This window comes from Collinsella sp. An307 (assembly GCF_002161805.1).
Classification (GTDB): domain Bacteria; phylum Actinomycetota; class Coriobacteriia; order Coriobacteriales; family Coriobacteriaceae; genus Coprousia.
In genome coordinates, this window is sequence record NZ_NFIP01000006.1 from 78116 (window position 1) to 95773 (window position 17658).

The 17658-nt window shown below is 65.3% G+C and carries 14 protein-coding genes and 1 riboswitch; of the genes, 10 read left to right on the top strand and 4 right to left on the bottom strand.

The genetic code is table 11. The annotated features are described in order from the left end of the window. The first annotated feature begins 28 nt into the window (after positions 1-28). Positions 29-796: a type III pantothenate kinase gene (locus B5F89_RS06340; RefSeq protein WP_087430947.1), complete on the top strand. Its 768-nt coding sequence runs from the start codon at positions 29-31 to the stop codon at positions 794-796. Positions 797-1035: 239 nt separating this feature from the next. On the opposite strand, the gene B5F89_RS06345 is transcribed toward B5F89_RS06340, so the two are convergent. After that, positions 1036-1959 (bottom strand): biotin--[acetyl-CoA-carboxylase] ligase, encoded by a 924-nt coding sequence (locus tag B5F89_RS06345; protein WP_087430948.1) that lies wholly within the window; start codon positions 1957-1959, stop codon positions 1036-1038. 296 nt (positions 1960-2255) lie between these two features. Beyond that, on the bottom strand, positions 2256-4055 hold the full coding sequence (gene folP, locus B5F89_RS06350; protein ID WP_087430949.1) for a dihydropteroate synthase: 1800 nt from the start codon (positions 4053-4055) through the stop codon (positions 2256-2258). Positions 4056-4222: 167 nt separating this feature from the next. Then, positions 4223-4418, top strand: a riboswitch (cobalamin riboswitch). A gap of 19 nt (positions 4419-4437) precedes the next feature. Here folP and B5F89_RS06355 point away from each other — a divergent pair. The 3 genes from B5F89_RS06355 to B5F89_RS10235 are packed head-to-tail and all read left to right on the top strand — an operon-like array spanning position 4438 to position 8173. After that, complete coding sequence (locus tag B5F89_RS06355) at positions 4438-4914, top strand: DUF4430 domain-containing protein (protein ID WP_087430950.1); 477 nt, start codon at positions 4438-4440, stop codon at positions 4912-4914. A 44-nt stretch (positions 4915-4958) separates the two neighbouring features. After that, positions 4959-5786, top strand: a complete 828-nt coding sequence (locus B5F89_RS06360) for an energy-coupling factor transporter transmembrane component T (protein WP_204230611.1) — start codon at positions 4959-4961, stop codon at positions 5784-5786. Continuing rightward, positions 5774-8173, top strand: coding sequence for an ATP-binding cassette domain-containing protein (locus B5F89_RS10235; protein ID WP_239286699.1), 2400 nt, complete (start codon positions 5774-5776; stop codon positions 8171-8173). Before B5F89_RS06360 ends, B5F89_RS10235 begins: the two co-directional genes overlap by 13 nt. A gap of 93 nt (positions 8174-8266) precedes the next feature. Here the strand turns inward: B5F89_RS10235 and B5F89_RS06375 are convergent, their stop codons facing one another. Next, positions 8267-9019, bottom strand: coding sequence for an NAD-dependent protein deacylase (locus tag B5F89_RS06375; protein ID WP_087430952.1), 753 nt, complete (start codon positions 9017-9019; stop codon positions 8267-8269). A gap of 77 nt (positions 9020-9096) precedes the next feature. Here B5F89_RS06375 and B5F89_RS06380 point away from each other — a divergent pair, with 77 nt between their 5' ends. The 3 genes from B5F89_RS06380 (at position 9097) to B5F89_RS06390 (ending at position 12603) form a co-directional block, all read left to right on the top strand. Next, positions 9097-9939: an exodeoxyribonuclease III gene (locus tag B5F89_RS06380; protein ID WP_087430953.1), complete on the top strand. Its 843-nt coding sequence runs from the start codon at positions 9097-9099 to the stop codon at positions 9937-9939. Between the two features lie 237 nt (positions 9940-10176). Continuing rightward, complete coding sequence (glmU, locus tag B5F89_RS06385) at positions 10177-11556, top strand: bifunctional UDP-N-acetylglucosamine diphosphorylase/glucosamine-1-phosphate N-acetyltransferase GlmU (protein ID WP_087430954.1); 1380 nt, start codon at positions 10177-10179, stop codon at positions 11554-11556. 63 nt (positions 11557-11619) lie between these two features. Beyond that, positions 11620-12603: a ribose-phosphate pyrophosphokinase gene (locus B5F89_RS06390; RefSeq protein WP_087430955.1), complete on the top strand. Its 984-nt coding sequence runs from the start codon at positions 11620-11622 to the stop codon at positions 12601-12603. 87 nt (positions 12604-12690) lie between these two features. Here the strand turns inward: B5F89_RS06390 and B5F89_RS06395 are convergent, their stop codons facing one another. After that, the gene (locus B5F89_RS06395) at positions 12691-14016 is read right to left on the bottom strand and encodes an AAA family ATPase (protein WP_087430956.1); all 1326 of its coding nucleotides are present in this window, start codon (positions 14014-14016) and stop codon (positions 12691-12693) included. Between the two features lie 194 nt (positions 14017-14210). On the opposite strand from B5F89_RS06395, the gene pth reads away from it, so the two are divergent. From pth to gltA, 3 genes are all read left to right on the top strand, one after another. Continuing rightward, the gene (gene pth, locus B5F89_RS06400) at positions 14211-14840 is read left to right on the top strand and encodes an aminoacyl-tRNA hydrolase (protein WP_204230613.1); all 630 of its coding nucleotides are present in this window, start codon (positions 14211-14213) and stop codon (positions 14838-14840) included. Between the two features lie 197 nt (positions 14841-15037). Further along, complete coding sequence (locus B5F89_RS06405; protein WP_087430957.1) at positions 15038-15874, top strand: sulfide/dihydroorotate dehydrogenase-like FAD/NAD-binding protein; 837 nt, start codon at positions 15038-15040, stop codon at positions 15872-15874. Continuing rightward, positions 15862-17298 carry an NADPH-dependent glutamate synthase gene (gene gltA, locus B5F89_RS06410; RefSeq protein WP_087430958.1) on the top strand — a complete coding sequence of 479 codons (1437 nt, stop codon included), beginning with the start codon at positions 15862-15864 and terminating at the stop codon, positions 17296-17298. Before B5F89_RS06405 ends, gltA begins: the two co-directional genes overlap by 13 nt. Positions 17299-17658: the final 360 nt, after the last annotated feature.

The following is a 17658-nucleotide window of genomic DNA, read 5'->3' on the forward strand; positions in this document are numbered from 1 at the left end:
TTGAAATGAACAGGAAATCGGAGACGCCATGCTTCTTGCTATCGACATGGGCAACACCCAGACCGCTCTTGGCCTGTTTGACGGGGGGGAGCTCGTCCACTCGTGGCGCATGCCCACCGACCGCTCCTTTACGGCCGATGAGCTGCACGTTCGTCTGCACGGTTACTTCCATATGTACGGCATGGACCTCGATGTGGTGGACGCCATGGCGTTTGCCGGCGTGGTGCCGCAGCTCAATCGCGCTTGGCGTCGCGTGGCGGAGCGCCTGGGGGCGCGAACGGTCGTGGTGGGGCCGGACACCGCCTCGGTCACGTGCGTGCGCGCGAAAAATCCCGCTGAAGTGGGTGCCGACCGCATCGCCAACGCTACGGCGGCGGCGAAGTTCTACGGCTCACCTTCGATTGTGGTCGACTTTGGAACGGCGACAAACATCGACGTAGTTGATGCGGAAGGCTATTACATCGGCGGCGCGATTGCGCCAGGGCTGCGCATCTCGATGGATGCCCTCACGGCGCGCGCGGCCAAGCTCTCGAGCGTGCCTTTGGAGGCCCCTGCGCACGCCATTGGCGTTGATACGGTGGAGGCCGTGCAGTCGGGCGCGGTGCTTGGAACTGCGGCTATGGCAGAAGGGCTCGTGGCGCGCATCAAGCGCGAGCTTGGCGCACCGAACGCGACCGTGATTGCAACGGGCGGCCTTGCGGTGGTGATTGCCGACTCGACCGATGTGTTCGATGTGGTGGACAGTCAGCTCACTTTGAGGGGCATTTGCGAGATTTACCGGCGCTTGAACGGGTAGCGTGGTCACAGGCCCCCGCAGAATAATAAAAGACCCCCTATGCGTGGCGTCATAGACGCTCCTCATGCTTCACGCCAAGCCAGATTTGGCAACGAGAAGCGTGAAATCGGCTCGTTCTGGGCACGAAAACACTGAAATGGGCACGCTGGAACCGGCGCGCCCATCTGTTTGCAGAGGGTTGTTTATTATTCTGCGGGGGTCTTTGACCATCGCCGTGCGTTGAGAGCCCTGCAGAGCGGTTACACCTCGCGGAGGCTCACGACTTCAGCCGAGAATGTCTTGGTTTCGCCGGTGCCGAGCTTCACTTCGGCGCGACCCCACGCGTCGATGCCCGTGAAGTAGCCAACGGCAAGGGTGTTGCCGTTCTGCGCGACCACGCTAACAGGCTTGCCCAGCATAGGCAGGTTGTCGACATAGGACGAAAGGATAGGAGCTATGGGGCCGGCGGCGCCGAGACCGGCGGCGATGGCGCGCTGCCAACGGGCAACACGCGCGAGCACTGCCTCGCGGACCGCCTTAGCGAGGTCTTCGCACGTGGGGAGGGCCCTGCCTTCGGGAAGCGCCTCGGCGAGCGAGATGGGATCGAGACGCGGCACGTTGTTGGCGCCCGTCGCCTCCGCCTGCTGCCGGCGCACCGATGCGACTGCGTCGATTGCCGCCTGGACCTCGGGCGATGCCGGAGGAGCGTCTACCGGAGAGATGATGTTTACACCAATGCCCGCAACGGCAAAGGCGCCCATATCTGAGGAGCGGGCCTCGACGAGGATGCCCACGAGCTTGCGATTGAACTGGGAGCTGTGTGGGGTGGGGATCTCTCTCGGGACCGAAACGATGTCGTTGGGCCACTTCACGCCCACGCGCCCCTGGAGTCCCAACCCCTCGAGTGCATCGAGCACGCCCAGGCTCGTCACGGCAGGAAGGCCCATAAGCATCTGCATGGGGACCTGCGGGCGCAACACAATGGAGAGGTAGAGGCTGCCATTGGGCGAGGTCCACGAGTGCCCGCGGCGACCGCGGCCTGCCGTCTGGACCGATGCGCGCACCGCCCAGCCGTGCTCGGCGCCCGCGCGGCCAGCATCAACGGCGATGTCGTTGGTCGAGGGGACGGTATCGAGAGCAAGCATCGTCGAGCTCGAAAGATCGACGGAAGTCAGGTCGGTCATAGGACACCTCGTTTCGCGCGCAAGGGCGACGCGCCGGCGGCACGTTCACACGTATGGTTATGAATACCGCTTTGACGCGCGCGGTACTGCCGCCAGCGGGGATTCGTCGGCAAACGGCCCGCAGAAATCGGTCTGCGACGGCAACGACGCGCTCTCGTTTCTGGAATGACGGGCCTTCCCGGACGGGCGGCCGAGATCGTCACAAGTTCCGCACGCAAAGAAGGCCCCGGTGGGGCCTTCGGCTTGCGCAGGACTGTTCGAAGCGGCGACCTCGGCCGCTCGTCCGGAAGAGTGACCTACAGCACGCCGAGTTCGCGCACGACGTGGCCGACGCGCTCCTCGGGGTCCTTCACCTCAATACCCTCGTAGCGGAAGAAGCGGGCCGGGTCGTGCACCAGGTCCTCGAGCGGCACGAGCACAAAGTCGCGTTCGCCGAGGCGCGGGTGCGGCAGGCGCAGCTTGTCGCCGCCGTGAACCTCGCCCTCCATCCAGAGCAGGTCGCAGTCAATCACGCGCGGACCGTTGGCGCGTGCGCTCGGGGTGCGGTTGCGGCCGAGGCGGTTCTCGATAGCCATAAGCTCATCAAGCAGCACCAGCGGCGAGAGCTCGGTGCGAATCTCCACCACCGCGTTGGCAAAGGGGTCCTGGCGCTTCACATAGGCAGGTTCGCTCTCGTAGATGTGCGAAGAGTTGAACACGCAGGTGAGTGGAATCTCGGAGATGAGGTCGCGCGCGGCACGGATGTTGTCGAGGCGGCGCCCCATGTTGGAGCCGAGCGCCACAAACGCGCGGCGCGGCTGCGGATGGGCAACCGCCCAGTACCCGCGCAAGAACTGCGCGCAACCGGCGACGTCGTGCACACGCACGATATTGGCGCCGTTTTCGATTGCGCCGAGGCACATGCCAAAGGTCGCGGCATCGCGCGCGGCGGGGTCCTCGACGCCCGCCACCGCGCCGACCACACGCTTGCGCGACACCGCGCACATGAGCGGGTAGCCGAGCGTGACCATCTTGGCCGTCTCGCGCTGGATCACGATATCCTCGTTGGCGGACTTGCCAAAGCCCGCGCCCGGGTCGACGCAGATGCGCTCGCGCGCCACGCCCGCCTGCACGAGCGAGCGCGCCTGATCAGACAGAAATCCCATGACGCGGCGCATGATGGGCGCCGAGTCCGGCAGCGTGAAGCGGCTCTGGCGCACCCGATCGGCGGCCGAGGTACCGCGGCGCTCGGCCGCACGCGCCATGATGGCGGCGAGCTCGTCGCTCGTGGGAACGGTATCGCCCGTAGCGGCACGCGTGCGGTCGCGGGGGTCCTCCGCGCCGGGGACCTTCTCGGTGGAGACGGCCGTATCTGCAGCAGTAGCCGCTGCAACCGTGCGCACCGCCTCGTCAACGACCTCGTCGGCCGCGGGCGCAGAGCCCGCCGCAGAGCCGTTGGGCACGTCACCAAAGGGGAGCCGCTGCTGCACGGCGCCGCCCTTCAGGCGCGGCTCGCTAAGCGCCTTGCCACCACGCGGACGGCCCAGGCGCCCCACGGGCGCGGGCTTGCCCTCCGCCTCGGCGCGGGCGCGCTCGGCTTCGCGCTCCGCCATGTAGGCAGCAGCCGAGGTGTCGAGCGTGACGGCGGTGTGCGGGGCGCGTTCGGGCTCGGTGAGTTCGCCGGCGTGCATGACCACCACGCCGCAGGTGTTGTTGGCAACAAACTCGACCATCTTGGGGTCGGTGAACCCCGTGACATCGTTCACAATGGAGGCGCCCATACGCACGGCAGCCTTGGCGACCTCCACATGGCGCGTGTCGATGGACACGATCGCGCCCTTGGCCACGAGCGCGCGGACCACGGGCAGCACGCGGCGCGCCTCCTCGTCGGCGGTTACCGGCGTGAAGCCAGGGCGCGTTGACTCGCCGCCCACGTCGATGATGTCGGCACCCTCGTCGAGCATCGCGAGCCCGCGAGCAATGGCGGCGTCCTGGTCAAAGTTCTCGCCCCCGTCGCTAAACGAGTCGGGCGTGACGTTCAAGATGCCCATGATGCGTGGGCGATCGAACGTGAGCGTGTGCTTTCCGCAATGCCAAGTCTTGGTTTCACGAGCCATGCGAATCCCTAACTCCTCGTCTCGGGCGGGTGCGTCAGACGGTTCCAGTCATCCTCCCTATTGTATCCAGTCACCGCGCGAGCGACCTCATATGCCGCGCGTCCTCAGCGAAAAGCTACGGGTAGCGCAGCGCACGGGCAGCGGGCGCGTGCTACAATCGGCGGTGCATCTATATATGGCCTGATGGATGGTGCGGAGACGCACGGGCGCGGTATCACCGCCGCCCAGGGGAACGGGGTGCGATACCCCGGCTGTACCAGCAACCGTGAGTCCTGTGGCCGCGAGTCCGCCTTCGCAGATCGGGCGGGGGCGCGCGGTCGAGGGGACGAGCCGGATCGCCTCTCCATCAACGGTAAGGCCCTGGAGAGAAAGGTATCCCCTAATGAAAGACATCCGTATGATTGCCAAGCCGGTGCGCGCCCTTGCGGCGAGCGCGGTGCTGGTCCTCGCGCTGGCCGTGGGCGGCTGCACGCAAACCGTCGCGCCCGCTACGGGCTCCGACGCCGGCAGCGCCGCGGTCCAGGCGGGCTCTGCTGCCCAGAGTGCCGACGACGCCCAGATCACCGTCCAGGTGACGGTCGACTCCAGTGCGGCCGACGGCAGCGTGAGCTTCGACGGTACGGTCGAGCTTGCCGAGGACGCCACGGTGCTCGACGCCCTTAAGGCCACGGGTCTCACGCTCGACGTTCAGGACTCCGAGTACGGCGCCTTTGTGAATGCCATTGACGGCCTGGCTACCGGCGCCTTTGGCGATGCGAGCGGCTGGGGCTACGACATCAACGGCGAGATGGTCATGGACTCCGCCGACGTCGCGACCGTTGCCGACGGCGACGTGGTGGCCTGGACCTACTTGGTCTAGTGCGCGCCTCGCAGCACAATCCCTTTGCCCTCAGGCATCCGGCGGTGGCGTTCACGTACCTGGTGAGCGCTGCCGCTTTTGCCATGGCGGCGGCACACCCCGTCTACGCGGCGCTCGCGCTCGCGGGCTCGGCCGCATGCGCGTGCTGCACGCGCGGGTGGCGCGCGGTCGCGCCGGGCGTGCCCGTGCTCGTCGGCGTGATAGCGGTTGTTGCCCTTGCCAACGCGCTCTTTGTGGCCGAGGGCACCACGCCCCTGTTCTACATGGGCGAGCGACCCGTCACGCTTGAGGCCCTCGGCTACGGGTTGTGCTCGGGCACCATGCTCGCTGCCGTGTTTCTGTGGTTTTCGAGCTACGCCGCCTGCATGGACAGCGCCGCCACCGCATCGGTACTGGGACGTGTGGCGCCCACCATCGCGCTTATGGTCTCGCAGGTGATGCGCCTTGTTCCGCAGTTTGCCGCGCGCGGGCGCACCATTCTTGCCACGGAGCGCGCCGCGAGCGCCGCGGCGCCGCGCACCGCGCGCGAGCGTGCCGCCGGGAACCTGCGCGCGGCATCGGTCCTCATGGGCTGGGGGCTCGAGGACAGTCTCACCAGAAGCGACGCCATGCGCGCCCGCGGCTGGGGCTGCGGCGTGCGGCGGACCTCGTACCGGCAAGACCACCTCGGCCGCGCCGACATTGCGCTGCTGGCGATTGTGGTGGCGCTCGTGGCGGTAAACATCCCGCTCGCGGCCGTGGCGTGCGCCCAGTTCTCGTTCTACCCCACCCCGCCGCAGCTCCTTGCGTGGTGGGGGTACGTGCCCTACGCAGCCCTTATGCTCGTGGCGCCTGCGCTGTATCTGGGGGAGGTGATCCGGTGGAGAAGCTAGACGAGCAGACCACCCCCGCCGTCCGCATCGTGGACTACACCTTTGCCTATCCAGGCGGCGAGCCCGTTCTCGACCACGTCTCGCTCGAGGTGGCCGAAGGCGCGTTTTGCGTGGTCGTGGGCCCCACGGGCTGCGGCAAAACCACGCTTCTGCGCGCCCTCAAACCCGAGCTCGCCCGAGCGGGATCGCACGCCGACACCATCGAGGTGCTCGGCCACACCCTCGTGCGCGATGGGCGCGTGACCGGCGAGCTCTCACCCGAGCGCTCCGCGCGCAAGATTGGCTTTGTAGCGCAGGACCCCGCTGCGCAGATTGTGTGCGACACCGTCTGGCACGAGCTTGCCTTTGGGCTCGAGAACATCGGCACCCCCGCGCCCGAGATGCGCCGGCGCATCGCCGAGGTCGCCCACTTCTTTGGTATCGAGGCGCTCATGCACGCCGCGTGCGAGGAGCTCTCGGGCGGCCAGCAGCAGCTCGTGAACCTCGCGGCGGTGCTCGCCCTGCGCCCGCGCCTCATCGTGCTCGACGAGCCCACCGCGCAGCTCGACCCCCACGCGCGCCGCCAGTTCCTCTACCTGCTCGGACGCGTAAGGCGCGAGCTTGGCATCACGGTCATGCTCTCCACGCACGCGCCCGAGGAGACCGAGACCCTCGCCACGCAAACGCTCACCATGGGCACGCTCTCCCCTCTCGCCCGCCGTGAGGATGCCGAGCGCCTGCTCGAGCTCCGGCGCCGCACGTGCGAGCACGCCCTTGCAGCCGCCGCGACCGTTGTGACCGCGCACGACCTCCACGTCCGTTACCGGCGCGAGGACCCGTGGGTGCTCCGCGGTGTCGACCTCGCCGTCCGGCGCGGGACTATCCATCTGATCGTGGGCGGCAACGGCTGCGGCAAGTCAACGCTTCTTGCCGCGCTTGCCGGCGTGCGTGCGCCCCAGCGGGGCAGCGTCGACAACGCGCTCGCCGGTCGCCAGGCGCTTCTTCCCCAAGATCCCAAGGCTCTCTTTGTGTGCGACACCGTTGCCGAGGAGCTGGCCGAGTGGCGCGCCCGCTGCGGCTATGCCGCAGATGAGGAGCGCACCCTCGTAGCGCGCCTCAGCCTGACCGGGCTCGAGGGTGCCTCTCCGCTCGACCTCTCCGGCGGTCAGCAGCAGAAGCTTGCCCTTGCAAAGCTCCTGCTCACCAAGCCCGAACTCCTCTTTTTGGACGAGCCTACCAAGGGCCTTGACCCCGCGAGCGCTGCCGAGTGCGCCGAGATGCTGCACGAGCTTGCCGATGCGGGCTGCACCATCGTCGGCGTGACGCACGACCTCGACTTTGCCTGCGCGGTGGCAGATGAGGTCTCGATGCTCTTTGACGGCGAGATTGCCTGCACCGAGCCCGCTCGGGCGTTTTTTGCGCACAACCTCATCTACCGTCCGCACGATGCGTCGCGCTTCTTTGGCGCGCTGCTAGAGCGGATGGACGAGGGGCGAGCAGGCGGCTCGGAGCCTACCGGTGCGGCCGCGGCTACGGGCGCAGGCGCACGCACGAACCCGGGCGCAAGCGCAGGTCCCGACACCTCCAACTGCGCCCGCCGAGCCAGTCGCACCTGCCGTACCAGTCGCGCCGACGAGACCACGGCGGCAGCGCCCAACAACGGCCCGCACAAGACTACGCTCCACCGGGCGCGCGGCGTTGTGGAGGCCGTCGCGCTTGCCGCGGTGCCCGCTATGCTCGCCATCACCACACTTGCGGGGGTCCGCCAGACCGCAATCCTATCGTTTGCCGTGGTCATCGCCGCCCTCGGCATCTTCTTCGCAAGCTTTGAGGCCAGCGGCGCGCGCCTGCGCGAGCTTATGCCCACCGTCGTGCTCGCCGCGCTCGCCGCGGCCGGACGCATCGTCTTTGCCGCGGTACCAAGCATGAAACCGGTGAGCGCCATCGCCATCATCGCCGGCGTCATGCTCGGCAGACGCAGTGGCTTTATGGTGGGCGCGCTCGCCGCACTCGCCTCCAACTTCTTCTTTGGTCAGGGTCCGTGGACTCCCTGGCAGATGTACGCCTGGGGCCTTGTGGGCTGGGGCGCCGGCGCCCTCGCGCAAACGGGCGTCTTTGGCGTGCGCCCGGGCGCTTCCGCCAGCCCGTCCGCACGGCGCCGCGTGGTGGGCACCGCATGTCTTCTTGTCTACGGATTTGTCTCTTCGGTCGCGTACGGATGGATCCTCAATGCGTGGACGGTGCTCGGCTTTTTGCACGCGCACACCACGTTTCAGGTGCTTACCGTCTACGCGGCGTCGCTTCCCTTCGACATCGCCCACGGTGTGGCGACCGTCGGCTTTTTGCTCGCGCTCTGGACACCGTGGCAGCGCAAGCTCGCACGCGTGCTCAAATCCTACGCGGCGTAGGAGCGCACCGGGGCCGGCGGCGCCCTGGCTCGCCGGCAACGCCGCACCCCGCTGGCAATGCAGCGCCGCGGGCATCAACCGGCCCCTCGCCACCTAAAAGTCAAACGCCTCGGCAATGTCGCAGCTAATCAGCATATCCGCCAAAGAATCCTGCGGCGTGGGGTCGCGGTTCACAATCACCAGCGTATCGCCGCCAAAGTAGCGGATAAGCCCCGCCGCAGGGTAGACCACAAGCGACGTTCCGCCCACCACAAGCAAATCGGCCGACGCAATGGCGGCAAGCGCGCCCTCGACTACCCGGTCATCAAGCGCCTCGCCGTAGAGCACCACGTCCGGCTTGATGGGCCCGCCGCACACGGGGCAAACGGGTATGTGGCGCGGATCCTCGCGCCCGTCCTCGAGCACCCACGCGGCGTCTTGAACAGCTCCGCAACGTGCGCAGATATTGCGATGCACCGAGCCGTGAAGCTCCCACACCTGTTTGCTTCCCGCCGCCTGATGCAGGCCGTCGATGTTTTGCGTCACCACCGCGCTGAGCACGCCCGCGCGCTCGAGCTCGGCCAGCTTGGTATGGCAGCGGTTGGGACGAGCGCCCAGGGCAATCATCTTCTGCCGATAGAACGCAAAGAACTCGCCGGTATGCGTCTCGTAAAACTCATGGCTGAGCATGGTCTCGGGCGGATAGGCAAACTGCTGGTGGTACAGGCCGTCCACGCTTCTAAAGTCGGGAATGCCACTTGCGGTGGACACGCCCGCGCCGCCAAAAAAGACCGCGCGGCGATGCCCGTTAAACAGCTCGCGCAACCGCGTCTGCGCCTCGGTTGGATCCGTGATGTTTGCCCTCATATCGTTGCCTCCTCGCCCGAACGTGCCCGCTATCGGATACGATAACGCGCGAGACCCTTCGACTTCAGGAGTTTCTGATGACCAAAACGTATTCATTCGCTTCGTGGAACGTCAACGGCCTGCGCGCCGTCCTCAAAAAGGAGCCGAGTTTTACTGACATTGCGCGCGAGCTCGATGCCGATGTCCTCGCCATCCAGGAGACCAAGCTGCAAGAGGGTCAGGTCGCGCTCGACCTGCCGGGATACACGCAGACCTGGAGCTATGCCGAGCGCAAGGGGTACTCGGGCACGGCGGTCTTTAGCCGCGAGGAGCCGCTCTCGGTGCGGCGCGCCGACGAGCTGCTCGCGCCGGCGGTGCTTGACGCCGCGGGCATTGCAGAGACGAGCGACGCGGCCGAGCTTCTTGCCGAGGCCGTGCGCGAGGGGCGCGTCTGCGCGCTTGAGTTTGACCGCTTTTGGTTTGTGGACGTCTACACCCCCAACGCCAAGGACGGCCTCGCGCGCATCGACGGGCGCATGGTGTGGGACGACGCCTACCGCGCCTTTTTGCGCGCGCTTGAGACCGAGACGGGAAAACCCGTTGTCACCTGCGGCGACTTTAACGTGGCGCACGAGGAGATCGACCTCAAGAACCCTAAGTCCAACCGCGGCAACGCCGGCTTTTCCGACGAGGAACGCGGCAAGTTTGGAGAGCTTCTGGACGCCGGCTTTACCGATACCTTCCGCTACCTCCACCCCGACGAGGTGGGCGCCTACAGCTGGTGGAGCTATCGCTTCAACGCTCGCAAGAACAACGCGGGCTGGCGCATCGACTACTTCCTCGTGAGCGACGCGATACGCGAGCAGGTGCGTGCGGCGGGCATCCGCAACGACATCTTTGGGTCCGATCACTGCCCGGTCACGCTCGAGATCGAACTGTAGCACGCAGGCGCGGCGGCTCCGATTGGCGGTGCGGCCCCGATTGGAAGCACGGCGCCGCCTCCGCGTCCGCCGCTGCCCCGCCCCTGCCGCCGCAGCGCCGCCCTCGGCAACCACTCCAGCCGTGGCCCGTTCGTGGACAACCTGCGTGCGGGCTCCAACCACGGCTGGCTGCGGTATCATCAGATAAGTTGGCTTTGCGCCGACCCATCTGCACGCGCAGCATTCCGGGGAGCCTACATGGAAGCAACCGTCATCATTCTCGCCGCCGGCGAGGGCACTCGCATGAAGTCCAACCATGCCAAGGTGTCGCATCAGATTCTCGCTAAACCTATGATTCGCTGGGTCGTCGACGCCGCGCTTGCGGCGGGCGCCGGGCGCGTCATCACCGTTGTGGGCAGCCATGCCGACGAGGTCCGCGCGCTGCTCGCAGGGCTTGACGGCGTCGAGTGCGTCGAGCAGGCCGAGCGCCTGGGCACCGGTCACGCCGTGCGCGTGGCCCTCGAGGCCACCGGCGTCTGTGAGGGGCCCGTCGTCATTCTGAACGGCGACCTGCCGCTTATCGAGCCCAAGACCATCCGCAAGTTCGCAGACACGGTCGCTGACGGCACCGCCGCAGCGGCCGTTCTTACCATGACGACGCCCGACCCATTTGGCTACGGCCGCATCGAGCTTGACGAGGCGGGCCAGGTCCTGCGCATTATCGAGCAGAAGGACTGCACCGACGAGCAGGCAAAGACGCTCTTGGAGTGCAACGCCGGCTGCTACGCCTTTGACGGCGCGGCGCTCGCCGCCCACATCGGCGAGGTCGGCTGCGACAACGCCCAGGGCGAGTACTACCTGCCCGACATGCTCGAGATCCTGCGCAACCACGGCCTCGGCGTCACGTACTTCCACTGCAACGACTTCCGCGAGGGCCTCGGCGTCAACAGCCGCGCCCAGCTCGCCGAGCTCACCGCCATCGCGCGCGACCGCATCAACGCGCGCCTCATGGCAGAGGGCGTCACCATGATTGACCCTGCGAGCACCTGGATCGGTCCGGACGCAACCGTTGGCCGTGACACCATCATCTACCCCGCCACCATGCTCATGGGTGAAACTGTGATTGGCGAGGAGTGCACCGTCGGCCCCAACACGCGCCTGACCGACACGCGCGTGGGCGACCACTCCGTCATCGACGAGACCGTCGCCGAGAACGTCCAGATCGACAACTTTGTCACCTGTGGCCCGCGCGCCTACCTGCGCCCCGGCACGCATCTGTGCGACCACAGCAAGGCCGGCACCCACGTAGAAATCAAGAAGTCCACCATCGGCGTGGGCTCCAAGGTCCCGCATCTCTCCTACATCGGCGACACCACCATGGGCGAGGGCGTAAATGTGGGCGCGGGTTCCATCACCTGCAACTACGACGGTGTGCACAAGAACGCCACCACCATCGGCGACAACACGTTCATTGGCTCCGACACCATGATGGTGGCGCCCGTGAACATCGGCGCAAACGCGGTGACGGGCGCGTCGAGCTGCATCACCAAGGATGTTCCTGACGGGGCGCTCGCCATCGAGCGTTCCGAGCAGCGCATCATAGAGGGCTATACCGCACGCAAGCGCGCGCGTCAGTAAAGCAAACCGGTCAGGGCAATCGAGCGCAAACGGGAGCGCGCTCAACCAAACGAAGGGGAGAACATGCCGACCACAGACTTCAGCCAAACGATGCCGATGTTCAAGACCATGCGCGTCTACTCGGGCACCGCCAACCGCCCGCTTGCCGAGAAGGTCGCGAAGATCCTGGGCGTCGAGCTCTCTGGCCTTGCGCTCGAGAAGTTCGCCAACGGCGAGATCTACGCTCGCTTTGACGAGACCGTCCGCGGCGCCGACGTGTTCTTCATCCAGTCCATCTGCGGCGACGTCAACGACGCCCTGATGGAGCTCCTTATTGCGACCGACGCCGCCAAGCGCGCCTCGGCCCGCACCATCACCGCGTGCATCACGCACTACGGCTACGCCCGCCAGGACCGCAAGGCCGCCCCGCGCGAGCCCATCACCGCCCGCCTTGTGGCAAACCTCCTCGAGCGCGCCGGCGTTGACCGCGTGATCACTCTCGACCTGCACCAGGGCCAGATCCAGGGCTTCTTCGACATCCCGGTGAACCACCTCTCGGCGCTCCCGCTTTTTGGCGAGTACTACAACAACAAGGGCTTTGACACCGACAACCTCGTGGTGGTCTCCCCCGACGTGGGCCGCGCCAAGGCCGCCAAGAAGCTCTCCGATATGCTCGGCTGCTCGCTCGCCATCGCCCATAAGGGCCGCCCGCGCCACAACGCCGCTGAGGTCATGGGCATCATCGGCGACATCGAAGGTAAGACCTGCATCATCAACGACGACATGATCGACACCGCTGGCACGCTCTGCGCGAGCGTCCGCGAGCTCAAGAAGATGGGCGCCGGCGACATCTACGTGTGCGCCACGCACGCCATCTTCTCTGGCCCGGCCGTTGAGCGCCTGAACGACGCGCCGATTGTCGAGTGCCTCGTTACCGACTCGATTCCCGTCGAGGTGGGCGGCAAGATCAAGACCATCACCGTTGCCGACGAGTTCGCCAACGCCATCGCCGCAGTCTACGGCGAGGAGAGCGTGTCCGACCTCGTGGGTGGCGACTTCGCCCTGTAGGGCGCGCCTCCTGCGCGACAACACATAGCGCACCGGACACGGGGCCGCGGCGGCTTGTTGCTCGCCGCGGCCCCGGTTTTTGCGCAATCAATCCCTATAGGTAAACATCCCGACCAAAAACGCAGGTAGATACAGCACTCTATCATCCTTGCGCACATTGGTCTCAGCAAAGACGATGGCGCGGTCGATGGTAAACCCCGGCGAGGCGAGCGCATGGTCGAGCGATGCGTGCCGCAAGTAGGATGCGCCGCTTTTCACCTCGATGGCCATGAGCTCGCCATCTGCTCGCTCTGCAAGGAAATCGAGTTCGCCGACTTTTCGAGAGGCATAATATCTCAGCGCAAAACCATGCGCCGCCAACTCCTGTGCCACAAACGCCTCATATACGGCACCCATGTTCGCTGTGGGTCGCCCATCAAGCAGCCCTTCGTACACCGCCTTGGGATACGTGCTCGCCAGCATGCCGGCGTCCAGGTAGAACAGCTTAAATTTGTTGTGCTGCTCGTTCATGAGCAATGGCTTTACGGGGGCAGCAACGTTGTAAACCGCAAGGGAAACGCCTGCATTCGTCAGCCATAGAAAATGATCTTGCACCTGGCTGAAACGCTTCACGTTTTCTATGCTGCCGAACTGGAAGCGCCTCGATGCGTTGATGACCTGGCTGGGGATCAGGTCGTAGATGTCCCGAATAACCAGGCGCAGCCCATCGGGCGCGTGCTTGGTTATATCGTCGCGGTACAGGGCATGCAGATCGAGATGAACGGTGCGAACCTCATCTATGTTGTTGGTCGACACAAACGCGTTGACTGCGTCGGGCATACCGCCAACCATCAGGTATCTATGGAACAGATCGCTCAATTTATTGTAGAGGTAATCTGGCAACCGCTCTTCGTGCAGCGCGCAAGCTACAGCACGCCGCATAACCTGCTCGTCGAGCCCCATGGCCCAGCAAAACTCTTCAAAATCGAGCGGATACATATCGAGACGTGATGCAAACCCAACGGGCAGCGAGTCGATATTTTGGAGCTTCACCCCCAAGAGCGAACCCGTGAGGATGTACCGGTAATCCCCTTGCTGCACAAGGTATTTGATAAACGTGACCACGCCAGGGCATTCTTGCACCTCATCGAAGATGACCACGGTCTTACCGGGCACAAGCGACTCGGTTGCCGCAACAGACATACGTAGCAGCAGGTCGTCGGCACTCGTCGCCCCTGCAAACGACTCGCGGGCCGACACGTCCCGCAGCAAGTCGAAAACCACCACATGAGAGAAATGATCACGGGCAAAACGCTCCGCCAAATAGCTCTTCCCTACCTGGCGTGCCCCCATAACGAGAAGCGCCTTGTTACGAGGTCCCTTGTACCACGATTGAAAGCGTGCCTCGGCTTTACGTTTCAACATCTTGACCATCCCTCCGTTCGCTACCTGCAATTCTACATTTTTCAGAAATGTAAATCTCCGTTATAGACACTTTTGCAAAAAGTTATACCTAATGATTATTCACTTTTACAAGTTTATGCCTCACGAGTGCAATAGCGCGCCCGGCGTTGCGCGGCGCTTGCTACAATAGCTCGCTGATAGAACTACGCAACAGAGGAGCAGCAATGGCAGCAGCGCAGCCGGGCAAGATTCGCATGGTCGCAGGCCTGGGCAATCCGGGCGACGAGTACGCCGCGACCCGTCACAACGCGGGCTTTCGCGCCGTCGATGAGCTCGCGCGCCAGGCGGGCGTGAGCTATTGGAAAAACCAGCTCGGCGCCGAGGTCGCCGTTATCAAGGTGAACGATGCCGAGGAAGAGGGCGGCAAGCGCGAGGTCGTACTCGTGAAGCCCCAGAGCTTTATGAACACAAGCGGCGGCCCCATCTCCAAGCTCTGCGCTACCTACAAGGTGCGCCCCGAGGAGGTGCTCGTCATCCACGACGAGCTCGACATCCCCGAGGGCGACGTGCGCGTGAAGGTCGGCGGCGGGCATGCCGGGCACAACGGCCTGCGCTCCATTATCGACAAGCTGGGCAGCCGCGACTTTAGCCGTATTCGCGTAGGAATCGGCAACCCGCCCGGGCGCATGCCGGTGGCGGATTTTGTGCTGAAGCAGTTCCGCCCCAAGGAGCTCGAGGAGTTTGACGAGACCTGCGCCCGCGCGGCAGACGCCGCGGCGCTCGCCCTCGTGCGCGGCGTTGTGTTTGCGCGCGACCACGTCAACGGGGCGGCCGCGCAAAACGGCAAGCACTAGCACGGCGGACGCCGCGCCCCGTTACGGCAACCCGCGCCTCCGAATGCCCTCGCCTCCGCCCCAACGGGGTCCTCAACTAATGAAGCTCTTAAACCTTGCTTAGCCAAGTGTTACCGCTTAGCGCGAGCAGCTGCATGCGCAACGAGCGGCAAGCGGCGCACGGTATAATCGGAACATGACTGTCAGAGAGGGGTCCTATGTACCAAATCCTGAAGAAGACGCAGTTCTCGGAGAACGTCTTCGAGTTCCGCGTTGCCGCGCCGCGCATGGCCAAAAAGGCGCACGCCGGCCAGTTCCTTATGGTGCGCGCCGACGAGACGGGCGAGCGCGTGCCCTTCACCTTTGCCAACTGGAATCCCAATGAGGGGTGGATCGAGTTCATCTTTATGGTGGTCGGCAAGACCACCCGCGCGCTCGCGCAGATGAACGAGGGCGACTACCTCCGCGACGTGACGGGCCCGCTGGGCTGCCCGACCGAGATCGAGGGCGACCGCGTCACCGTCATCGGCGGCGGCGTGGGCCTCGCCATTGCCTATCCGGTGGCGCGCATGCTCTGCGAGCAGGGCAAAAAGGTCTCCGTCATCATGGGCGCCCGCACCGAGAGCCTGCTCATCTTAACCGAGCAGTTCCGCGCACTGCCGCTCGAGAACCTCTACATCACCACCGACGACGGCTCCGCCGGCGAGCAGGGCGTAGTGACCGCGCCGCTCGGGCGCATCTGCGAGGCCGGCGAGGTCGACAGCGTCTTTTGCGTCGGCCCCGTGCCGATGATGAAGTTCTCAGCGCTTACCTGCGAGAAGCACAACGTGCCCGTTGTTGCGAGCCTGAACCCCATCATGGTCGACGGCACCGGCATGTGCGGCTGCTGCCGCGTCGAGGTGGGCGGCGAGACCAAGTTTGCCTGCGTCGACGGCCCCGACTTTGACGCCACCAAGGTCGACTGGAACGACCTCGCCCACCGTCAGGCGAGCTACAAGACGGAAGAGGCCGCGTCCATCGCTCACTTTGAGGAGGCATGCGCATGCCAGAAGTAACTTCCACCGGCGCGAACGCCGCCGAGCCCAAGAAATACCGCCCCAACCTCAAGGCGCCGCGCACTCCCGCCAACGAGGAACCCGCTGCCGAGCGCGCCTGCGATTTCCGCCCCGTCGACACCGGCTACACCAAGGCCGACGCCGTCGCCGAGGCCAACCGTTGCCTCGACTGCAAGCGCCCGCTGTGCATGGAGGGGTGCCCCGTTGGCGTGCACATCCCCGAGTTCATCGCCAAGATCCGCGACGAGAACTGGGCGGGCGCGCTCGAGACCATCAAGCGCGACAACCTCCTCCCCTCGGTCTGCGGCCGCGTCTGCCCGCAGGAAAATCAGTGCGAGGGCAAGTGCATCCTCGGCAAGAAGGGCGAGCCCGTGGCCATCGGCCAGCTCGAGCGCATGCTCGGCGACATGGCGGACGAGGTCGGCACCGCGCCTGTCTGCAAGCCCAAAAACGGCCACAAGGTCGCAATCGTGGGCTCCGGCCCCTCCGGCATCGCCTGCGCTGGCGAGCTCGCGCGCGAGGGCTTTGATGTCACCGTCTTTGAGGCGTTCTTCACCGGCGGCGGCGTGCTTACCTATGGCATCCCCGAGTTCCGCCTGCCCAAGGACATCGTCAAGCGCGAAATCGACAGCCTGGAGAAGCTCGGTGTGCACTTTGAATACAACGCGGTTGCCGGGCGCCTCTTCACCGCCGACGAGCTCTTTGAGGAGGAGGGCTTTGACGCGCTCTACCTCGCCGTCGGCGCTGGCCTGCCGCGCTTTTTGAACGTCCCGGGCGAGAACCTCCCCGGCGTGTACTGCGCAAACGAGTACCTCACCCGCGTGAACCTCATGAAAGCGTACGAGTTCCCCACCTACGACACGCCGGTGCGCCACGGCAAGAACGTCGTGGTCTTTGGCGGCGGCAACGTTGCTATGGACGCCGCGCGCACGGCACTGCGCCTTGGTGCCGAGAAGGTCACGCTCGCCTACCGCCGCACCGAGGCTGAGATGCCCGCGCGCAAAGCAGAGATCCATCACGCCAAGGAAGAGGGCGTTGAGATCCTCGAGCTGGTGAGCCCCATCGAATTCACCGCAGGCGAGGACGGCTTTGTAAACGGCATCCGCCTGCAGCAGATGGAGCTCGGCGAGCCGGATGAGTCCGGACGCCGCCGCCCCGTCGTTGTGGAGGGTGTCACGCACGAGATTCCCTGCGATGTTGCCATCACCGCCATCGGCACGAAGGCCAACCCCTTTGCAAGCCCGGCATCTGGCGTTGAGGCCAACAAGTGGGGCTATATCGACACCGATGAGGACGGACGCACCTCGAACCCGCGCGTGTGGGCGGGCGGCGACATCGTCACCGGCGCCGCAACGGTCATCCTCGCGATGGGCGCGGGCAAGAAGGCCGCGCACTCGATTGCAAAGACAATCCTGGAGGCATAGCCCCCGGAGCGGGTACTGCGAACATCCCGCAAAGTAGCGGAGGGCCCGAGCTTACGTACGCTCGGGCCCTCCGCTTTTAGGAACCATCGTCGCCAGACCTACGCAGATGCAGCGCATTCCGACTCGTCATGACTTAAAAACGCTCTCAGCGGTCAAAGACCCCCGCAGAATAATAAACAACCCCCTATGAGGCAGCCCGAACAGAGGCCCATGGCGGGCCTCAGCGTCCAAATAGTGCCAAAAATGGCTCTGCTGGGCATCTTTTTGGCTCCTGCGAGCCGGTTTCACCCGCATCCGGCAAGTCGAATCATTATTCTGCGGGGGTCTTTGACCAATGAGGGGCCCTCTTGCGAGAGCCCC